The sequence below is a fragment of the Paratractidigestivibacter faecalis genome (assembly GCF_003416765.1).
Classification (GTDB): Bacteria; Actinomycetota; Coriobacteriia; order Coriobacteriales; family Atopobiaceae; genus Paratractidigestivibacter; species Paratractidigestivibacter faecalis.
Map to the genome: position 1 here is coordinate 1,947,560 of NZ_QSNG01000001.1, position 19,779 is coordinate 1,967,338.

Here is a 19,779-nt window from a genome sequence, read left to right on the forward strand (position 1 = left end):
GCGCTGCGTCCTGTTGTCTGGCGGCAACCTGCCTTCAAGATGATCTTCTCGCAACGTCCGATATTGTCGGGGGTTTGGCGCTGCTGTAATTGACCTGCTAACTTGCTTCATTTAGCCAATGGAAAGGAAACCAAAAATGGCTGAGAAAGAGAAGGTAGTCCTCGCGTACTCCGGTGGTCTCGATACGTCCGTTATCGTCAAGTGGCTGCAGGAGGAGAAGAACCTCGACGTCATCGCCATCTGCGGCAACGTTGGCCAGGACGAGAAGGACCTCTCCTGGATCAAGCAGAAGGCCCTCGACATGGGCGCCATTGCCTCTGAGGCCGTCGACATGCGCGAGGAGTACGCCGAGAAGATCCTGTCCAAGGCCATCTGGGCCAACGGCAAGTACGAGGGCGTCTACCCGCTGCTCTCTGCCCTTTCTCGCCCGCTGATCTCCAAGCACCTCGTTGACATCGCCCACCAGTACGGCGCCAAGTACGTGGCCCACGGCTGCACCGGCAAGGGCAACGACCAGGTGCGCTTTGAGACCTGCATCCGCGCTCTCGACCCCGAGCTCGAGATCATCGCCCCGGTCCGCGTCTGGGACCTCACCACGCGTGACTCCGAGATGGAGTGGGCCAAGCAGCACGGCGTGCCCGTGCCCACCACGCACAAGAAGCCCTACTCCATCGACGACAATCTCTGGGGCCGCGCCATCGAGTGCGGCGTCCTTGAGGACACCTGGAACAAGCCGCCCGCGGACATCTGGACGATGACCAAGAACCTCGACGAGTGCCCCGCCGACCCCGAGGAGGTCGTGATCTCCTTCGAGCAGGGCGTCCCGACCGCCATCAACGGCGAGAAGATGCCGCTGCTTGACCTCATCATCAAGTGCAACGAGATTGCCGGCCGTAACGGCTTTGGCCGCATCGACATGATCGAGGACCGCGTCGTGGGCATCAAGAGCCGCGAGTGCTACGAGTGCCCCGCCGCCCTGCTGCTCATCCAGGCCCACCAGTCCCTCGAGCAGCTCTGCCTTGACGCCGAGACCCTGAAGCAGAAGGCCAAGCTCGACGTCGAGTGGGCCTCCACCGTCTACCGCGGCCTGTGGTTCTCCCAGAACCGCAACGCCATCGACGCCTTCAACGCCTACACGCAGAAGTACGTCACCGGCGACGTCCGCATCATCCTGTGCAAGGGCGGCCTCTTCGTCGACGGCCTGCGCTCCGACTACAGCCTCTACGATTACAACCTGGCCACCTACGACGAGGGCGACACCTTCGACCACACCGCCGCCCGCGGCTTCATCGACCTTCACGGCCTGCAGTCCAAGACCTGGTCTCGCGTCCAGGGTCCCGGCTCCGGCCTCCAGCCGGTGGAGTAGCTCCCGCAAGGAGTTGCTGCAGGAGGCACTTCTGAACAGATGGGGCCGTCCGTTGCGCGCGGGCGGCCCCTTTGCGAGCATGCGCTAATCTAGCTGGGACAACAATCACGAGAGGAACGGAGGGCCCGATGGCTCTTTGGGGTGGCAGGTTTGAGAAGGGCGTCGACGCCTTCACGCAGGAGTTCGGTGCGTCCCTCGAGGTGGACAAGGCCATGGCGCAACAGGACATCGCCGGCAGCCGCGCCCACGCCAAGATGCTCGCCGAGCAGGGCATCATCTCCGAGGCCGACCAGCAGGCCATCGACGCCGGCCTGGCCGACATCTCGGGTCAGATCGCCAACGGCGACTTTGCCTGGGACGTCAACGACGAGGACATCCACATGGCCGTGGAGGGCGCCCTCACGCGCAACATCGGCACGCCGGGCGCGCGCCTGCACACGGGCCGCAGCCGCAACGACCAGGTGGCGACGGACATCCGCCTCTACGCCAAGGAGCTCTGCTCGCACCTCATGGAGGGCAATCGCTCCCTGCGCCGCGTGTTTCTCGACGTCGTCGAGAAGAACATGGGCGTGGTGATGCCCGGCTACACGCACCTGCAGCACGCGCAGCCGGTGCTGTTCAGCCACCACATGCTGGCCTACTTCTGGATGTTCACGCGTGACTACACGCGCCTGGCCGCTGCGTGCGACGCCGCCGACGCCAACCCGCTCGGCGCCGCGGCGCTTGCCGGCACCACCTACCCGCTCGACCGCCAGCGCACCACCGAGCTGCTGGGCTTTGACCACGCCATCCCCAACTCGCTGGACGCCGTCTCCGATCGCGACTACCTGCTCGACCTGGAGTACGCGTGCAGCGTCAGCATGATGCACCTCTCGCGCCTGTGCGAGGAGATCGTGCTGTGGAGCTCGACGGAGTTTGGCTTTGTGACGCTGTCCGACAGCTACTCCACCGGCTCCTCCATCATGCCGCAGAAGAAGAACCCCGACTTTGCCGAGCTTACCCGCGGCAAGTGCGGTCGCGTCTACGGCGACCTCATGGCGCTTCTGACCACGATGAAGTCGCTGCCGCTCGCGTACAACAAGGACCTCCAGGAGTGCAAGGAGGGCCCGATGGACGCCGCAAAGACGCTCTCCGACTGCATGGAGATCGCCGCCGGCATGCTCGAGACCATGACGGTCAACGCCGACGTCATGCTTGACCAGGCCCGCCGCGGCTTTACCGCCGCGACCGACGTGGCCGACTACCTGGCCAAGAAGGGCATGCCGTTCCGCGACGCCCACCGTGTGGTCGGCGAGCTCGTGCTTTATTGCGAGAAGCACGGCAAGGGCCTCGAGGACCTTACCGCCGACGAGTTCCGCGCCGCCAGCGACCTGTTCGAGGACGACATCGCCGCCGACCTTGACCCCGAGGGCATCGCCCGTGCCCGCACGACCTACGGCGGCACCGGTCACTCCGTCGTCGTCGCCCAGCTCGAGGAGGCCCGTGCCATCCTCGCCGCCGCCGAGGCCTAGCCACCAGACGCGGGGACGCTGTTAGTTACCTGGTAAAAGGGACACCCCTGGCGAGAAGTTCGCGCTTCTCGCCAGGGGTGCGATGCTCGCGTAGTCGGCGGTGGCCTCAAAGCGCCCTTCGCTTTTGGTGGAGTCCGCCACGGCCGCCGGCCACGATGGCTGGCCTACTGCAGATGATGCGCCCGCCCGTCATGTTGCAGCTTCGCAGCAACTTAACACTTAACTTCGCACTTAACATCGCAGCTGCGAAGTTGCTGTTAAGTTAAGTGTTAAGCTGATGCGAAGTTGAGCCGAACGGAGGGGCAATGAACGAGCAGTGGCTTGCGAACACCATCAATGAGCTGCGAAGAATCGGAAATGACTCTCAGCGCTTTGAGGTAAAGGAAGCAAAGCAGTCCTTGCCCAAGAGCCTTGTTGAGACCATGTCGGCCTTTTCCAACTCATCCGGCGGCTTCATCATTCTGGGAATTTCCGAAAAGAACGGATTTGCACCGGTTGAGGGCTTTGAAGCCCGGCGAATCCAAGACGCCCTTGCGAACGAGTGCGATAAGCTCACTCCGCCCGTGCGGCCACAGATCGAGGTGATTCCCTTCGAGGAGTCTCTTGTTGTATGCGCCCGGGTCAAGGAGATGCACCCGAGGGACAAGCCGTGCTACATCACCGCGCGTGGGATGTACGACTCCTCCTACGTGAGGACGGGCGACGGCGACAGGCGAATGACCTCCTATGAGGTCGACCGCTATATGGAGGAGCATCTCCAGCCCACCTACGATGACGACGCGGTCGAGGGCGCCGAGCTCGCCGATCTGGATGCGGAGCTGCTCGCCGGCTTCGTCAGGCGGCAGAAGGAACTCCACCCTCGCATCCTGGGTTCTCGCAGCGACGAGGAGGTCCTTCTCGACCTGCACGTTGTAAAGCGGCAGGGAGATGCCCTTGTGCCGACGCTTGCCGGTTTGATGGCGACGGGCTCTTTTCCGCAGAAGTTCTTTCCGAGGCTCAACGTGACGTTCACCGCATACCCTGGAACGTCAAGGACCGAGCGGGTGAACGATAGCCGGAGGTTTCTCGACAACCAGTCGATAGTTGGCTCCATCCCCGTGATGATCGAGGACGCAATCGCCGCTGTGGTGCGGAACACCAGGACCGGCGCGGTGATTGAGGGGGCGTTTCGAAGGGACGTGCCTGACTATCCGGCCACGGCGGTGCGCGAGGCGATTGCAAACGCCCTCATGCACCGAGACTACTCTCCGGAATCGCGAGGGTCACAGGTGCAGGTGAACCTCTACGTTGACCGTCTGGAGATCATCAACCCGGGTGGGCTGTATGGAGACGTGACCATAGAGTCACTCGGCACCAGTGGCGTCTCGTCTGCGCGAAACCAGTTCCTCTCCAACATTCTGGAGACGACTCCCTATCCGGCCGGCGGCTACGTGGTCGAGAACAGGGGCACCGGATATCAGGAGATTGGTGAGCAGCTCAGGCGCGCTTTGATGCCTCCCGCCCGACCTCACAACTCAACGGTTGCGTTCTCTCTGACGTTCGACCGGCGCCGAGTTGCCCCAAGCGAAAGGAAGAACGGCGCCGCCGGGGGAGTGGACGATGCGATACTTGACTACCTTGCGAAGCACTCCTCTGCATCCATGGCCGAGCTGGTTTCGGAGTCCGGCCTGTCGAGGTCGAGCATCACGAGCCATGTGAGGTCTCTGATAGAGTCGGGCTCGGTCGAGCCAATGGAACCACCAAGGAGCCCCAAGCAGCGATACAGGCTCGTCAGATAGAAACGGATGGCAACTTAACACTTAACTTCGCACTTAACATCGCAGCTGCGAAGTTGCTGTTAAGGTAAGTGTTAAGAAGCCGGTGCCGCATGCGAGCGGCACCCCAGCCCGCCGCGCTAAAATCGAAAACGTTGTGCAAAGGCATGTTGGCAGCCGCGACCTCACAGGAGGACCCACATGATCGATCGCTACACCCGTCCGGAGATGGGCCACATCTTCTCGCTCGAGAACAAGTACGCCGTCTGGCAGGAGATCGAGGTGCTGGCCTGCGAGGCGCACGCGGAGATCGGCGAGAGCGGCATCACCCGTGAGGAGGCCGCCTGGATCCGCGAGCATGCGGCCTTCAACAAGGACGAGGTGGACGCCATCGAGGCCGTGACCAACCACGACGTCATCGCCTTTCTCACCAACATGGGCTCCTACATCGACAAGGACGTGCCGGAGGGAAGCCCCAAGCCCAGCCGCTGGGTCCACTACGGCATGACCAGCTCCGACCTGGGCGACACCGCCCTGTGCTACCAGCTCGTCCAGGCCACCGACATCCTCATCGAGGACTGCAAGAGGCTCGGCGAGATCTGCAAGCGCCGCGCCTTCGAGGAGAAGGACACCCTCTGCGTGGGCCGCACCCACGGCATCCACGCCGAGCCTATGACCTTTGGCATGAAGTTCGGCAGCTGGGCCTGGGAGCTCAAGCGCGACCTCGACCGCCTGCGCGACGCCCGCAACAACGTGGCCTTTGGCGCCATCTCCGGCGCGGTGGGCACCTACTCCAGCATTGACCCGCGCGTCGAGGAGTACGTCTGCGAGCACCTGGGCCTCACGCACGACCCGCTCTCCACGCAGGTCATCTCCCGCGACCACCACGCCTACCTGGCCGGCGTCCTGGCCACCACGGCCGCCACGTGCGAGCGCATTGCCACCGAGATCCGCAACCTGCAGAAGACCGACACCCTCGAGGCCGAGGAGCCCTTCCGCAAGGGTCAGAAGGGCAGCTCCGCCATGCCCCACAAGCGCAACCCCATCACCGTCGAGAAGGTCTGCGGCCTCTCCCGCGTGGTGAAGGCCAACGCGCAGGTGGCCTTTGACAACGTGGCCCTGTGGCACGAGCGCGACATCTCGCACTCCAGCGCCGAGCGCGTCGCCCAGGCGGACAGCTTCATCGCGCTCGACCACATGTTCCAGTGTCTCATCCGCATCGTGGACGGCCTGGTGCTCTACCCGGCTCAGATGCTGGCCAACCTCAACAAGACCCGCGGCCTGATCTACTCCTCCAAGGTGCTGCTGCACCTGGTGGACACCGGCATCACGCGCGAGGACGCGTACAAGATCGTGCAGGAGAACGCCATGGCCACGTGGCGCGAGGTGCAGCAGTGCGAGTCTGGCACCACCTTCCGCCAGAAGATCGAGGCTGACCCACGCTGCGGCAAGCTCAAGCCCGCCGAGCTGGACGCCATCTTCGACCCGCGCAGCTTCCTCACGCGCACCGGCGTGGTCTTCGACCGCCTGGAGCAGCTGGAGTTCTAGCAATCGCACACCAGGCGAGAAGCGCACACTTCTTGCCGCCCAACCCCAGAGCGTACGGCGCCCGTCGCGGGAGATTCCGGCGGCGGGCGCTGGGTATACTGTGACGACACCGAAGAGAGGGGAAGCTCCACCATGCAGCACGTTGACTTCAAGCCGCGCGGCGTCTGCTCGCGCATGATCCACATCGACCTTTCCGACGACGGCAAGACCATCGAGGACGTGAACTTTGACGGAGGCTGCTCCGGCAACCTGGCCGCCATCGGCAAGCTCGTCTCCGGCCGTCCCACCGAGGAGGTGGCCCAGATTCTGAAGGGCAACACCTGCGGCCCCCGCAAGACCTCCTGCGCGGATCAGTTCTCGCAGGCGCTCCTGCAGGCCATGGAGCAGATCCAGGCCGCCGGCACCGTCCAGGCGGAGTAGGTCCGACCGGTGAGGGGCCCCAAGCTCTCAAGGCGCGGCTTCTTCAAGGCGGCGGCCACCACGGCCGCGGCCAGTGCCGCCGTGACCATTCTCTCCGGCTGCACCCATGGAGCGGAGAAGGGCGCGGACACCTCGTCGCCCGTCGTGGTGGACGAGGGCTCGGCGCCCAGCGTGACTGATGACTACCAGTACGACGACTCGGCGATGGCCCCGGCCCACGAGTGGTCCCTGCCCCTGGGCAACGTGCTCCACGCCGCGGAGGGCACCTGGATCCCGGTGGCAACCGCCGGCTCCTCCGCCACGCCCATGGTGGTGGCCTCCGCGCTCTCGCTTGAGTCCGGCAAGCTCCTCGAGGTGGTCTCCGCCCCCAAGGGACAGGCCACCACGACGGTCATCTACGACGTCGCCTGCTCCGACTCCGTCTACGCCTGGGTGGAGCTGGACACCACCACGCGCTCCTGGACGCTCTACGGCTCGCGCTTCTCGGCTGGTGCGCTCACGGGCGACACCAAGACCCTGTGGCAGGCCACGTCCGACTATGACCCGGCGCCCATCGCCTGCTCAGGCGAGCGCGTGCTCTGGCAGGTCCAACCCTCGCTCTCGGGCACAAAGACGGCGGAGTCCAGCTACTGCTACCTGTGGCACGCCGGCAGCGGCGACGCCACCGCAGTCGTGGAGTCCCCCGGGCGCTTTGCCACCAAGCCCAACGTGTCTGGCGACTGCGCCATCCTCACGCCGCGCGTCCGCGCGAACGAGGGTACCTACTACGGCGTCACGGCCTACTCGCTCTCCGACGACCTAGCCACCAAGATCGACCAGCTCGTCATGCCGGCCGGCGTGAAGCCCTTCCGCGCCACGCGCGTGGGGGAGCGCTTCCTGGTCTCGGTGGAGGCCAGCTACAGCACGGGAGGCCTTTTGGGCCAGATGGGCACCTACATGGGCACGGAGTCCGCGGGCTTCGTCAAGCTCAACCGAGAGCCGTCCGAGGTGGGATGCGGCAAGGGCGACAAGTTCGTCATCAAGAGCCGGTCCTCCTACTTTGTGGTAGACCTCGCCAACAAGACTTACGGCAGCCTTGACTCGGCCGACCGCTGCGTCGACTACGGCGAGTTTCCGGCCCGGGTGGGGGACTGCTCGACCTTCGTGACCTTCTCGACGGTCAAGAACGCGGACACCGGCTACCCCGATTCCGTGACGGTTCGCACCTTCCAGCTGTAAGGGTCGGACTACACCCCGCGGCTTGTGGGGTAAACTAGGGAACATCTACGGGCCTGGCCCGCCAGGCCGTGCAGTCGACATCACACAGGGAGGCCAACATGGCTTCGGATGAGAAGAAGATTCTGCTTGTTGAGGACGAGAAGGCAATCCGCGATGCCGTGGCTGCCTACCTCGAGCGCGAGGGCTACATCGTGCGCGGCGTCGGCGACGGCCAGAGCGCCGTCGAGGAGTTCGAGAAGCACTCCTTTGACCTCGTGATCCTTGACCTCATGCTGCCCAAGCTCTCCGGCGAGCGCGTCTGTCGCACCATCCGCGAGACCTCCAACGTGCCCATCATCATGCTGACCGCAAAGGGCGAGGTCGAGGACCGCATCATCGGCCTGGAGCTGGGCGCCGACGACTACCTCATCAAGCCCTTCTCGCCGCGCGAGCTCGTTGCCCGCGTGCGCGCCCTGCTGCGCCGCGCCCACACCGAGGCCGAGCCGGCCCTCGAGGTGCTGGACTTCGGCGACCTGGTGATCGACATCTCCGGCCACAAGGTCATCGTCGAGGGCACCGAGGTTGACCTCACCGCCTCCGAGTTCAAGCTCCTGACCACCCTCGCCCGCTACCCGGGCCGCGTCTACACCCGCATGGAGCTGGTGGAGAAGGTCCTGGGCTATGACTTCGAGGGCTACGAGCGCACCATTGACTCCCACGTCAAGAACCTGCGTGCCAAGCTTGGCGACGACCCGCGCAACCCGCGCTGGCTCTACACCGTCCACGGCGTGGGATATCGCTTCGAGGCTCCCGAGAAGCCCGCTGACGCCAAGTAGAACGTAGCCGAGGAGGTCCGCCTTGGCGGCCAAGTTCGTAACAGGCAGGAACGCACGCGCAGACGAGGGCTCCCAGCAGCCCTCGTCTCGCAATTCGTGGAACACCATCCAGCCGGACCCCAAGAGGTCCCAGCCCTACTCGACGAGCATGACCCTGGCCTTTGCCCTGACGGCAATCATGACCGCGGCCGTGCTCGTTGCCGTTCTGGGCATTGTGTGGGAGGGCCAGTTCAAGGCGTACACGCGCCAGAACATGCAGGCCCTGGCCAACTCCGCGGCGGAGAGCATCTCCACCGTCTACAAGCGCGAGGGCTCCTGGGACGGCACCGTCCTTGCCGAGGCCAAGAACGCCAGTGCCATGTCCTCTGACGTGGGGATCCAGGTCATTGGTCCCGACGGCCAGGTGCTCTACGACGACACGTGGGAGCACACGCGCGAGTCCGCCGGCCACGCAGACCCCGTCTCCAACGCCCCGACCGGGGCGGACTCCGCGGTGACGGCGCCCATCCTTGGCGCAAACGACAGCCAGGTGGGAACCCTGCGCCTGTGGGCCTTTGGCTCCGAGACGCTCCTCACCCGCGCGGACGCCGCCTTCCGCAGCAACTCCTACGGGGCCATTGCCGTGGCCGCCGCCATTGCGGTGGTCCTGGCCTGCGTGATCGGCTACTTCACGTCCAAGCGCCTCTCCACGCCCATCCAACGCATCACCAACACCGCGCGCCAGCTCAGGAACGGAGACCTCACCGCCCGCTCCGGCGTGCGCGGCTCCGACGAGATTGGCCAGCTGGGAGAAACCTTTGACGACATGGCCACCTCCCTTGAGCGCGACCTCAAGCTGGAGCACCGCCTGACCGGCGACGTGGCCCACGAGCTGCGCACGCCCCTCATGGCCATGCAGGCCACCGTGGAGGCCATGCAGGACGGCGTGCTCCCCGCCGACGACGAGCACTTCGAGACCGTGGCCGCCGAGGTGAGACGCCTTTCTCGCCTGGTGGACGCCATGCTCAAGCTGTCCCGCCTGGAGAACGGATCAACCGAGCTCAAGACCGAGCGCACCGACGTGGTCTATCTCATCCGCAGCCTGGTGACCTCGCAGCACCAGCTCTTCCACGAGAAGGGCCTCCACCTGCGCTTTGTTGACGAGTCTCAGTACGGAGAGCTCAACGCGGACATTGACCCGGACCTCATCCGCGAGGCTGTGGTCAACCTCATGAGCAACGCCATGCGCTACACCGACGAGGACGGCTGGGTCACGGTCACCGTGCGCCAGGACAAGTCCGACGTGCTCATTGCTGTCCAGGATACCGGCATCGGCATTGCCAAGGAGGACATCCCCCAGACGTTCAGCCGCTTCTGGCGCTCCGACGTCAGCCGCGAGCGCGTCTCCGGCGGCCTTGGCGTGGGCCTCTCGCTTACCAAGGAGATCGTGGACAAGCACAACGGCACCATCCTCGTCGAGTCCGAGCTGGGCAAGGGCACCACGTTCACCCTGCGCATCCCCCAGAACCGCGGCCGTCGCAACCTTGCCCAGGCCATCCAGGAGGGCTAGCGCCCCAACAGGCGAGAAGCCCATCCTTCCGTGGGCTTGACTCGCTCAACGGTGTAAACTAAAACCTGTATGCTTCGGCATGGCCTCGCGTCAGAGAGGCAAATTACAACGTCTTGGAAGGTGGGCTCCAGCGTGGCACAGATTGAGATGCGTCCGGATTCGCACGGCAAGGTTCGTGACATCTACGATTGCGGCGACAAGCTGCTGATGGTCGCGAGCGACCGCATCAGCGCGTTCGACTTCATCCTGCCGGACGAGATTCCCCACAAGGGAGAGATCCTGACCCGCATCTCGGCCTTCTGGTTCAACCGCTTCAAGGACCTCATGCCCAACCACATGATCTCCTGCGACGTGGCTGACCTGCCCGAGGAGTTCCAGCAGTACTCCGACTACCTGGCCGGCCGCTCCATGCTGGTCAAGAAGGCCCAGACGGTGCCCATCGAGTGCATCGTGCGCGGCTACCTCACTGGCAGCGGCAAGAAGACCTACGACCAGGACGGCACCGTGTGCGGCATCAAGCTGCCCGAGGGCCTGACCGAGGCCTCCAAGCTGCCCGAGCCCATCTTCACGCCTTCCACCAAGGCCGAGCTGGGCGACCATGACGAGAACATCTCGTTCGAGCGCTGCTGCGAGATCGTGGGCACCGACGTGGCGACGCAGCTGCGCGACGCGTCACTGGCCATCTACAAGGCTGCGGCCGAGTACGCCGCCACCCGCGGCATCATCATCGCCGACACCAAGTTTGAGTTTGGCTTCATCGACGGCCAGCTCACGCTCATTGACGAGTGCCTCACGCCTGACTCCAGCCGCTTCTGGCCGGCTGAGGGCTACCAGGAGGGTTCTGTCCAGCCGAGCTACGACAAGCAGTACGTCCGCGACTGGCTGCGTGCCAACTGGGACATGCAGGGCGATGCCCCGCACCTGCCCGCGGACGTGCTCGAGGGAACCTCCAAACGTTACCAGGAGGCCTTCCAGATCATTACCGGTACCGAGTTCACGCCCATGAAGGAGTCAAATGTCTCTGCGTAGCACCATCGACGCCGCCCGCGAGGAGGCCAAGGAGGTCGCCGCCGACCGCAGCGTCTCCAAGGAGAAGCCCGAGGAGAAGAAGGCTGGCGACAAGCCCGCCTACGATCCCATGAACCTCGGCAAGCGCACCGCCGCAAACGCCAAGCCCGTGAGCGAGGCTGGCGCGTCCGTGCGCACCGGTTCGGGCAAGTCCAAGGCCAACATTGCCACCATGAGCAAGGAGCAGAAGAAGGCCGAGAAGCAGCGCCGCCGCGAGGAGGAGGACATCCGCACCCGCGCGTACGACATCGCGCTGCGTTCCAACCCGGACTACAAGAGGACCGAGCGTGTCTGGTGGGTCCTTCTGGGCATCGGCTTTGCCATGACCATCCTGAGCCTCGTCATGGCCTACGCCTTCCCGGCCGAGGCCAGCAGCACCGACTCCATGCAGGGCATCCTCGCCATCGCGTCCCTTGTGCTCGCGTACGTCTTCATCATCGGTGGCTTTGTCTATGACCTGGTCAAGCGTCGTCCGTACCGCAAGGCCGCGGAGCGCAAGATCCAGGGCATGACCGACAAGAAGCTCGCCGAGCTCTTTGAGGCCGACCGCCAGCGTCGCATTGCCGACGAGGAGGCCCGCGCCGCCAAGAAGGGCAAGAGCAAGTAGTCACTCGTTCTGCGCGGGCGGAGTGAGTCCGTGCTAGAATATGGTTTCATGCCTTCGTAGCTCAGGGGATAGAGCACCGCTCTCCTAAAGCGGGTGTCGGCCGTTCGAATCGGCCCGGGGGCACCAGAAAGAACAGCAGGTCAGAGGGGTTGTCTCCTCTGGCCTGCTTTTGTTTTGCGGGTTGATTCTGCCTAACAATCCCAGAATCGTCCCAGAATGCCTTCGGAGGGATGTTCACGACACGAGCTTGAAGCGCTTGCTGGCGACAATCTCGCCGAACAGCTCGCCCGCCTTCTTGTCCTCCTCGTCCAGGCTGTGGGAGTAGAAGTCGTACGTCGTGGACACCTTCGAGTGCCCAAGCCTCTTCGCGACCGTGGGGACGGGGACGCCGCTGGCTATGAGAATGCTGGTCTGAGTGTGCCTGAGCTCGTGGAACCTCAGGTCACCGCATCCCAGCTCGCCCCTGTGCCCTGCCCACCAACGCGAAAAGTTCGACGTGCCGATGTGACCGCCCGTCGAGGAGCAGACAACGGGCGTCTCCGCCGTCTGCTCGATGGAAAGCCCGGCGAGGTATTGGGCTTGCCTCTCTTGCCATGTCCTCAAGTGGCCAATGGTGTCCCCGTCAACGGGGATGGAGCGAACGCCCGCGCTCGTCTTCGGGGATTTGAGGTCACCGTCCACCGTAAGGCTCTTATCGACGAGGATACGCCGACCGTCGAAATCGACCGATGCCCAGTCGAGCGCCAGAACCTCCCCACGGCGGCACCCGGTGGCGAAGGCGATGCGGACGGCGATGATTCGGGACACGCCGTCTATGCCGGCTATCCGCGTCCTCGCGTCGGTGCGGCCTCGCTCGTCCCTGCCGAGTTCCAGCGCCCCGATTCTCGCATACGCCTCCGCCTCGGCATCGTCGAGCCTCGCGGCGAGCTGCCCTGCCTCCTCGTACTCGAGGGTGTTGCGCTTGCGCTCCTCGCAGACGGGGGCGTCCACCTGCTCCATGGGGTTCCGAATCACGAGGTCGTACTTCAGGGCGAGCTTGAAGACCCCGTTCAGAACGACGTAGTACTTCTTTAGGCGCGAGCCGGTCAGAGGCTTGTCGCGCTCCTCGTTGAGCTTGTCGAACAGCTTGTCGATTGCGTAATGGTCGAGGCTCGTCAGGCGAGCATCGCCGATGTACTTGCACAGGCTCTCGAGAATCGACCGATTGTCGGACACGGTGGTCTTCGCCGGCCTGCCCGTCTCCTCGCACGCCTTCTCGCGGCGGGCCAGCCACACGCCTACGGCGAACTCCTCGAAGGTCATGCGCGAGCCGTCGTAGGAAAGCCCGCTGTTGTGCTGTTTCCTCAGCTCGTCGCGTACCTTGCGGGCGTCCGCCTTCGTGCCGTGCACCGTCCTGCTGACGCTTCGGTACCTGCCCGTCACGCTGTCCTTGCCGAACGCGACGCGAACCTCCCAGACGCCCTTGCCCTTGCTGCGAATGGAGCCGTCTCCCTTCGTCGCCCTTGCCATCATCCCCACTCCTCTCCAGACGTTCAAGCTGCGAGATTACTTGCCGTAGTATGACTGCACTGTCTTGGCTTTGTCCACTTAACGCGTTTCTACATATGACTGGTTAATATAATACCATATGGACAAATTAGATATATAGAAATACAGTTATACCAGCGGAAATAACCATTTTAAGGAGGAATAATATCATTCGATAACACATATAAGGAAGTCAATTTGATGCAAGGGGTGAATCTCGAGGCCAGCAAAAGCCTGTTCGGCGAATACGGCGACCTTCTGACGATGGAGGATTGCGCCGAGATTACCCACCAAACGACCCAGACCGTAAGGGCGCTTTGTCGCGAGAAGGTGTTGCCCAGCGCCCGCATCGGGAGAAGGCTCTACGTGCCTAAGGCTCTGCTCATCGACTACATCCAGTCTCAGATTGCGGGCGAGTAGCGATGGGCAAGGCGATGTTCAGTTCGGACGTGGTGGGTACGGACTCTTTCCTCGACTTGCCGGAGGAGGCGCAGCTTCTTTATCACCGTCTAGGGTTCGAAGGCGCGTACGGCAAGATTGTGGGAATCCGCAGAATCGCACGAGGGTTCGGGGCGAGCACCGACGCGTTGGACGCCCTCTACAAATCGGGCTACCTGTTCGACTACGGCGACGCTTGCTGGGTGCGTCACTACTGGGTAAACAACACCTTCAAAAAGCCCAACAACAACCCCGCCAAGAACATACCCGAGATAGCGTCAGGCGAAATCGGGTTCGCGGGGGAGGAGTTTAGGAGCGCATTTGTGTGCCCAAGCGTCGACAAACCTTCGAACGGCCTTACGGCAGCCTACCGGGCAGCCTACCAGGCAGGCTACACAGTAACAGGAACAGTAACAGGCCCAGCCTCGGCTACAGGAGCGGAAACAGGTTCAACGACAGAGGCATTGGCAGACTCAATTTCAAACTCAGACACAGCCGCATCAACAGGAACAGGGGAAGAGGCACGCGGAGAGGGGGACGGTTCACACCCCTGCTGTTGCCAAAAATGCGGGAGCCAAAAGGCGACCTACCGCGAAGAGGGTGGAAAGATCTTCATTCGTTGCCCCGATTGCGGCGAGTCCGAGTTTTCCTATTCCCACTGAGAGAAAGAGGTTCAATGACGGAAAGACAAACGATGAGTACCCCCGTCCCTGCCATGCTTGGCGGCGACGCAGGAGACGGGGGCGCCAGAGCCGGCGAGAACGCCGACAACGCCAAGTATAAGGCGACGCTCTTGAGGGAGCGCGAGTGGAGGCGCCTGAACCCACGTCTCTGGTCTGAGATTGAGGCATGGGCGCTCGCAGAGGCCGCTGCCGGGCGCAAGTTCGCGATGCAGACCGCTCTCGAGCGCGTCCGCTGGAAAGACTACGCGAACGACGAGGGCAACCCTACCAAGGTGCCCAACGACTTCGGAGCCATTTGGGCGCGTCTTCTCGTCGCGACGCACCCCGAGGTCAGGCCGTTCGTTACCATGCGGCCTTCCGTCTACGACGGATTTGAGGTGCGCTAGGTGACCCCGAAGAGGCGGGCATTCGCCCGCGCCCTCATAGAGGGCAACAACCCGAGCGAGGCGTACCGAATGGCCTATTCGACCGCTGGCATGAGCGCGAAGAGTGTCGCCAACGAGGCCAACAAGCTCAAGCAAGACCCTGAGATTGCCCGGATGGTATCGGACGGAGAGAAGAGGGCGATGGAGAACAGCGTTTGGAACAGGGCAAAGGCCATCGAGCGACTAGAGGACGTGAACCTCAAATGCTACCAGGCTCTGATGAGAGGCGTCGACAGGGATGCACTGAACGGGTTCATGGAGACCACCCGCGAGCTGGATTCCCTGTGCAACGTCTCGGCCGAGGTGGCCGAGGATTACCAGACACGCTTCCAGACCAAGGAGAAGCTGATAGAGGCGGCTCGCCGCAGCCAAATGGCCTCCGACGCCCAGTTCGAGGCGTTCGCAACATCGTTTTAGAGTAATTCGACATAAGGAGAATTGAGACATGGCATTTATCAACGACGTAGACGGCATCCTGCGGAGGTACGAGACCGACCGAAACGTCCTCCTGGAGAAGCGCGACAGAGTAGAGCCGAGCGGCTACCGCAGCCGCGCCGCTCTGGAGGCCATGAGGGCGGAGCACGCCGAGGAGGTGGACGCCGAGCTGGCAAGGCTCCTGGACACCACCAGGGAGAGGCTGGACGCCGCGCTTGACGGCTACGTCTCCGGCCTCTCGTCCAGGTACACGAAGACGCCAGAGACCATTGACGCCGCCGACCTCGCCCTGCTCACCTCGGGCGTGAGCCTCAGCGCGCAGGACGTCCAGGCCATGTACGGCAGGTGCAAGAACGACGCCATGCGCGAGGTGGTCGCGGCCTACGAGGCCGAGCACCAGACGGGCGCGGGCGTGACGTTCTTCTCCCAGGAGCAGCGCGCCGAGGCGGCGAGGGAATACGCGGCAGCCGCCAGGGACGCCGTGGGCAAGCCGGACGGCCTCGCGTTCGCCATGCTGCTTGACGGCAAGGCCGTGCCCGACAGCCTGACCGGAGAGTAGCCACCAGAGGCCACAAGAGGCCGCTAGGAGGCTTTTGCAATGAGGAGTGGGTAAGTGGCCGGGTCTGAGCAATCGAGCCTTCTGGCGGCTTCTGTGCCCTCCGGGAATGGTCGTGCTCAGGCTCCGTACATCCCAGAACCATCCCATAATCAACCCAGAATGCGAACGATTATGGGATGTTCTAGTTATACGTAGATAATGACAAAACACAACGTAAACAGTGGTATTTCACTTTTGGTAATGTGACTCAGCCTTCACTCCTAAAGCGGGTGTCGGCCGTTCGAATCGGCCCGGGGGCACCAGAAAGAACAGCAGGTCAGAGGGGTTGTCTCCTCTGGCCTGCTTTTGTTTTTGCGGGCTTCTCGGCAGCGCTTCTCGGCTAGAAGAAGGCCAGGAGGGAGTTGTAGAGGTCGAGGGCCCAGCAGTCGTAGTCGTGGGTGCCGCCAGGGAAGCTCACCCAGCAGTAGTTCTGGCCGTCTGCAAAGCGGTCGCCCATCTGGCCCAGCACGTTGTCCCTGAACTCCTCGTGGTTCTGGAGCGAGAAGTCCTTGCTGCCGTTACCGTTGTACCAGTAGCGCACGGGCAGCTCGGCGTACTTGCCCTCGAGGATGCCCCTGAACTCGTCAAAGTCCGCCCAGATGCCGGAGTAGGAGCCTATCCAGCCAAAGAGGTCCAGGCAGTGCATCATGGCGCTGTTCACGCTGGTCATGGATCCGCGAGAAAGGCCCGCAAAGGCCCTGTGGTCTCTGCTTGCCGCAAGGCTCGCGTCAGAGACGTCGCCGGCCGCGTGCGTGGGATAGGTGGACTCCACCAGCGGAATCACGCTCTCGCGCAGCTCCTTCCAGAAGAGGCGCGGCCAGTCATCAGCGTGAGGGTCTGCCTGGTGGTAGGCCAGGACGTCAGCGGGCTCCTCTCCGGCAGGGAAGGAGTAGTAGGACGGGCACGCCACAATGACGTCCTTGATGAGGCCGTCCTCAACCATGCCGTCCAGCAGGCCGCGCGTCTGGGTGCCGTGGCAGTCCTCCTCGTCCGTGAGCCAGTAGCCGGCGCCCTCGTGCCCGGTGCCGTGCATGAGGTACAGAACGTCGTAGGTGCAGCTGGCATCGTAGTCAGCCGGAAGCCACATGTTGATGACCTTGCTAACAAGAAACTCCTGGCCGGGATTTGCCTCCTCCCAGACGTAGGAGTGCGTCTGGTACGTGAGCTGCTCGACGCGGCCTTGGGCGCCTCGCGGCTGGCGGATGGTCTCGAAGCTGCCAAGCCCGGTGAGAAGTTCGCGTCCCTTTGCCTGGTAGGTCGTGCTGCGACCGGAGTCGTCCTTGGAATAGCCGTCGCCTGGCGCAAGGGGTGCCTGCGTCGTGACGTTGCCGGCCTGCGTGCCCTTCTTGCCAGACTCGCAGGCAGAGAGGGCAAGGCTTCCCGCTCCAAGTGCCGCTAGACCCAACAGGCCCCTACGCGTGAGATTCATGGTTCTCCTCCCTATCTGAGTACGGCAATTCTGCGCTTGATTCTTGGATGAGGGAGGTCAGCGGCAACAAGATGCCGCGAGGGAGTCACGAACTGTCAGACATCACGCGGGCGGCGTCGGCCGGTCCTGTGGCGCCGATTCCCTCATAAAAATGCGCTGTAGAGCCAATAATTCGCTCATAAAAGTGTAGAGATGGGCCAAAAACTCGCTCATGAAATTGTAAATGCGCAGCTAGTTGCCCTAAAGCAAAAGCCGGGACGCGCATCCTGGTGGAATGCGCGTCCCGGCTTGTCTGAGTCTTTGTCGCAGGCCCTACTGCTGCGTGCTGCCGCCCGTGCCGCCGTTGCTGCCGCCGGTGGTTCCGGTGCCGCTGCCGTTGCTGCCGGAGCCGCCGTTGCTGCTGGACTCCACCTTGGTGGTGAGGTAGATGGTGTCGCCCTTGGTGGCGGTGGTCTCGGACTGGTCCGTCACAATGCCGCTGCTGCTAGAGCCGCTGGCAAGGCCGGCGTAGAAGCCGTTGGCCTTGAGCTTGTCGGCGGCGTCGGAGTAGGTCATGCCGATGACGCTGGGCACGCTGACCTTGGAGGGCGCCTTGCCCACGGTGATGGTGACGGTGCTGCCCTTGGTCGCGGAGTTGCCGTTCTTGGGGCTGGTGCTGATGACCTTGCCCACGCTGTCGGAGCTCTCGCTGTACTGGACGCTCACCTCAAAGCCGGCGTTCTTGAGGGTGGTGGTGGCGCTGTCCTCGGAGTCACCCACCACGTTGGGAATGACGACCTGGCTCGTGCCCTTGGAGATGTGGTAGGTCACCTTGGTGCCCTTCTCCGCAGAGGAGTAGGCCTCCACGTCCTGCTTGGCAATGCGGCCCTCCTCGATGTTGTCGTCCTCGACCTCGTCACCCGCGACGGCGGTCAGGCCCACCTCGGTGCAGGCCTCCTGGGCCTCCTTGGGCGTCATGTTGGTGAGGTTGGGCACGCTGACCTGCTCCTTGGGCTCCTCGCCCTTGGAGATGACGATGTTGATGGTGGTGCCCTCCGGCATCTGGCGAGAAGCGCGCGGGTCCTGGTCCATGACCTTGCCCTGCTCGACGCTGCTGGAGTAGCTCTCCTTGGTCTCGCCCATCTTGAAGTGCCCGTCCTGCGTGATGGCCGTCTGGGCCTGGTCCGCCGTCATACCGGCGAGGTTGGGCACCGGGTAGGTCTTGGAGGCACTGCCCAGGACGTTGACCAGCGCGAAGACGATGGCCACTGCGGCAATGACGCCGCACACCGCGCCAATGACGATGTTGCGCTTGCGCTTGCGGTCGCGCTCTTCTTCCTGCTCCGCAGCCTCCTCGGTGGCGCGCTGCGGTCGGTACTGCCCGGTGCGAGAAACGCGCGGCATGGAGGCGGTGTTGCCGGGGGCCATGCCCTGGCCGGGCTCGAGCTTGGAGGTGGCGGCGACGGCCGCAGCGGAGCCGGGCAGAACGGCGGTGGCGCTGTTGACCTGCGCCATGCGTCCTGCGAGGTAGTCGCGCAGGACGTGGTAGAGCTCCTGGGCGGTCTGGAAGCGGTCGGCGGGGTTCTTCTGCATGCACTTGAGGATGATGGACTCAAGCGAGGGGTCCACGGCGGGGTTGAGCTGCGAGGGCGGCTTGGGCTGCTCGTTGACCTGCTTCAGGGCGACGGAGATGGCGTCGTCGCCCTGGAAGGGCACCTGGCCCGTGGCGGCCTCGTACATGACGATGCCCAGGGAGTAGATGTCGGTGGTGGGGCCAAGCTCCTTGCCCTGCGTCTGCTCGGGGGAGACGTAGTGGGCGGTGCCCAGGACAGAGTTGTCCTGCGTGAGGTGGCTGTTCTTGGCGCGGGCGATGCCGAAGTCCATCACCTTGATGTTGCCGTCGGGCTGCACCATGATGTTCTGCGGCTTGATGTCGCGGTGGATGATGTCGTGACGGTGGGCCACGGAGAGCGCCTGGGCAATCTGGGAGCCAATCTGGGCAACCTTCTTGCAGTCGAGGGCGCCGTGCTTCTTGATGCCGCTCTTGAGGTCGGTGCCGCGCAGGTACTCCATGATGATGTAGTACGTGTCGCCGTCCTTGCCCCAGTCATAGACCGAGACGATGTACGGGCTCTGCAGCGCTGCCGCGGCCTGGGCCTCCTGCTTGAAGCGCGCCGCAAACGAGGGGTCGTTGGCGTACTGCGGCAGCATCGTCTTGATGGCCACGGTGCGGCCCAGGACCTCGTCCTGTCCGCGGTAGACCGTGGCCATGCCGCCGGTGCCAATCCTGTCCTGAACCTGGTAGCGTCCGCCTAGAAGCCTGCCTGGCATGTGTTTCTCCCATCCCGCTCGCGGTGGTGCCGCGCGTGTCTTGCCGTGTCCTCGTGTCTGCTGCGTTTGCGGTGCGTT

18 protein-coding genes and 2 tRNA genes are annotated in these 19,779 nt (G+C 63.7%); 17 read left to right on the forward strand and 3 right to left on the reverse strand.

The window, feature by feature from the left end; genetic code table 11:
- Window positions 1-136: 136 nt before the first annotated feature.
- The 11 genes from DXV50_RS08735 to DXV50_RS08785 all read left to right on the forward strand — a co-directional run bounded on the left by DXV50_RS08735 (window position 137) and on the right by DXV50_RS08785 (window position 11,982).
- Complete coding sequence (locus DXV50_RS08735; protein ID WP_117205813.1) at window positions 137-1,366, forward strand: argininosuccinate synthase; 1,230 nt, start codon at window positions 137-139, stop codon at window positions 1,364-1,366.
- A gap of 128 nt (window positions 1,367-1,494) precedes the next feature.
- Window positions 1,495-2,877 carry an argininosuccinate lyase gene (argH, locus tag DXV50_RS08740; protein WP_117205814.1) on the forward strand — a complete coding sequence of 461 codons (1,383 nt, stop codon included), beginning with the start codon at window positions 1,495-1,497 and terminating at the stop codon, window positions 2,875-2,877.
- A 305-nt stretch (window positions 2,878-3,182) separates the two neighbouring features.
- Window positions 3,183-4,655, forward strand: coding sequence for an ATP-binding protein (locus DXV50_RS08745; RefSeq protein ID WP_117205815.1), 1,473 nt, complete (start codon window positions 3,183-3,185; stop codon window positions 4,653-4,655).
- Window positions 4,656-4,832: 177 nt separating this feature from the next.
- Entirely contained in the window at window positions 4,833-6,179 is a 1,347-nt protein-coding gene (purB, locus tag DXV50_RS08750) for an adenylosuccinate lyase (RefSeq protein WP_117205816.1), read from the forward strand.
- Between the two features lie 132 nt (window positions 6,180-6,311).
- The gene (locus tag DXV50_RS08755; RefSeq protein ID WP_117205817.1) at window positions 6,312-6,599 is read left to right on the forward strand and encodes a TIGR03905 family TSCPD domain-containing protein; all 288 of its coding nucleotides are present in this window, start codon (window positions 6,312-6,314) and stop codon (window positions 6,597-6,599) included.
- Window positions 6,600-6,608: 9 nt separating this feature from the next.
- Window positions 6,609-7,817 (forward strand): Tat pathway signal protein, encoded by a 1,209-nt coding sequence (locus tag DXV50_RS08760; RefSeq protein WP_117205818.1) that lies wholly within the window; start codon window positions 6,609-6,611, stop codon window positions 7,815-7,817.
- 98 nt (window positions 7,818-7,915) lie between these two features.
- Complete coding sequence (locus DXV50_RS08765; protein WP_117205819.1) at window positions 7,916-8,632, forward strand: response regulator transcription factor; 717 nt, start codon at window positions 7,916-7,918, stop codon at window positions 8,630-8,632.
- Between the two features lie 22 nt (window positions 8,633-8,654).
- Window positions 8,655-10,181 (forward strand): HAMP domain-containing sensor histidine kinase, encoded by a 1,527-nt coding sequence (locus DXV50_RS08770; protein WP_332871125.1) that lies wholly within the window; start codon window positions 8,655-8,657, stop codon window positions 10,179-10,181.
- Window positions 10,182-10,328: 147 nt separating this feature from the next.
- Window positions 10,329-11,210 (forward strand): phosphoribosylaminoimidazolesuccinocarboxamide synthase, encoded by an 882-nt coding sequence (locus tag DXV50_RS08775; RefSeq protein WP_408634269.1) that lies wholly within the window; start codon window positions 10,329-10,331, stop codon window positions 11,208-11,210.
- Window positions 11,197-11,856, forward strand: a complete 660-nt coding sequence (locus tag DXV50_RS08780) for an APC family permease (RefSeq protein ID WP_117205820.1) — start codon at window positions 11,197-11,199, stop codon at window positions 11,854-11,856. Before DXV50_RS08775 ends, DXV50_RS08780 begins: the two co-directional genes overlap by 14 nt.
- 50 nt (window positions 11,857-11,906) lie before the next feature.
- Window positions 11,907-11,982, forward strand: a tRNA-Arg gene (locus DXV50_RS08785).
- Between the two features lie 108 nt (window positions 11,983-12,090).
- On the opposite strand, the gene DXV50_RS08790 is transcribed toward DXV50_RS08785, so the two are convergent.
- Window positions 12,091-13,365 (reverse strand): tyrosine-type recombinase/integrase, encoded by a 1,275-nt coding sequence (locus DXV50_RS08790; protein WP_157966999.1) that lies wholly within the window; start codon window positions 13,363-13,365, stop codon window positions 12,091-12,093.
- A 219-nt stretch (window positions 13,366-13,584) separates the two neighbouring features.
- Here DXV50_RS08790 and DXV50_RS08795 point away from each other — a divergent pair, with 219 nt between their 5' ends.
- The 6 genes from DXV50_RS08795 (at window position 13,585) to DXV50_RS09625 (ending at window position 16,225) form a co-directional block, all read left to right on the forward strand.
- Window positions 13,585-13,803: a helix-turn-helix domain-containing protein gene (locus DXV50_RS08795; RefSeq protein ID WP_117205822.1), complete on the forward strand. Its 219-nt coding sequence runs from the start codon at window positions 13,585-13,587 to the stop codon at window positions 13,801-13,803.
- 2 nt (window positions 13,804-13,805) lie between these two features.
- Complete coding sequence (locus DXV50_RS09620; protein WP_147556714.1) at window positions 13,806-14,483, forward strand: zinc ribbon domain-containing protein; 678 nt, start codon at window positions 13,806-13,808, stop codon at window positions 14,481-14,483.
- Between the two features lie 32 nt (window positions 14,484-14,515).
- Window positions 14,516-14,890 (forward strand): hypothetical protein, encoded by a 375-nt coding sequence (locus DXV50_RS08800; protein WP_198666452.1) that lies wholly within the window; start codon window positions 14,516-14,518, stop codon window positions 14,888-14,890.
- Window positions 14,891-15,346, forward strand: a complete 456-nt coding sequence (locus DXV50_RS08805; protein WP_117205824.1) for a terminase small subunit — start codon at window positions 14,891-14,893, stop codon at window positions 15,344-15,346.
- A gap of 28 nt (window positions 15,347-15,374) precedes the next feature.
- Window positions 15,375-15,923, forward strand: coding sequence for a hypothetical protein (locus DXV50_RS08810; RefSeq protein WP_117205825.1), 549 nt, complete (start codon window positions 15,375-15,377; stop codon window positions 15,921-15,923).
- Between the two features lie 223 nt (window positions 15,924-16,146).
- Window positions 16,147-16,225 (forward strand) — tRNA-OTHER (locus DXV50_RS09625).
- Between the two features lie 77 nt (window positions 16,226-16,302).
- On the opposite strand, the gene DXV50_RS08815 is transcribed toward DXV50_RS09625, so the two are convergent.
- Together DXV50_RS08815 and pknB are read right to left on the reverse strand one after the other, a co-directional pair.
- Window positions 16,303-17,391: an alpha/beta hydrolase gene (locus tag DXV50_RS08815; RefSeq protein ID WP_117205826.1), complete on the reverse strand. Its 1,089-nt coding sequence runs from the start codon at window positions 17,389-17,391 to the stop codon at window positions 16,303-16,305.
- A gap of 312 nt (window positions 17,392-17,703) precedes the next feature.
- Complete coding sequence (gene pknB, locus DXV50_RS08820) at window positions 17,704-19,701, reverse strand: Stk1 family PASTA domain-containing Ser/Thr kinase (RefSeq protein ID WP_117205827.1); 1,998 nt, start codon at window positions 19,699-19,701, stop codon at window positions 17,704-17,706.
- Window positions 19,702-19,779: the final 78 nt, after the last annotated feature.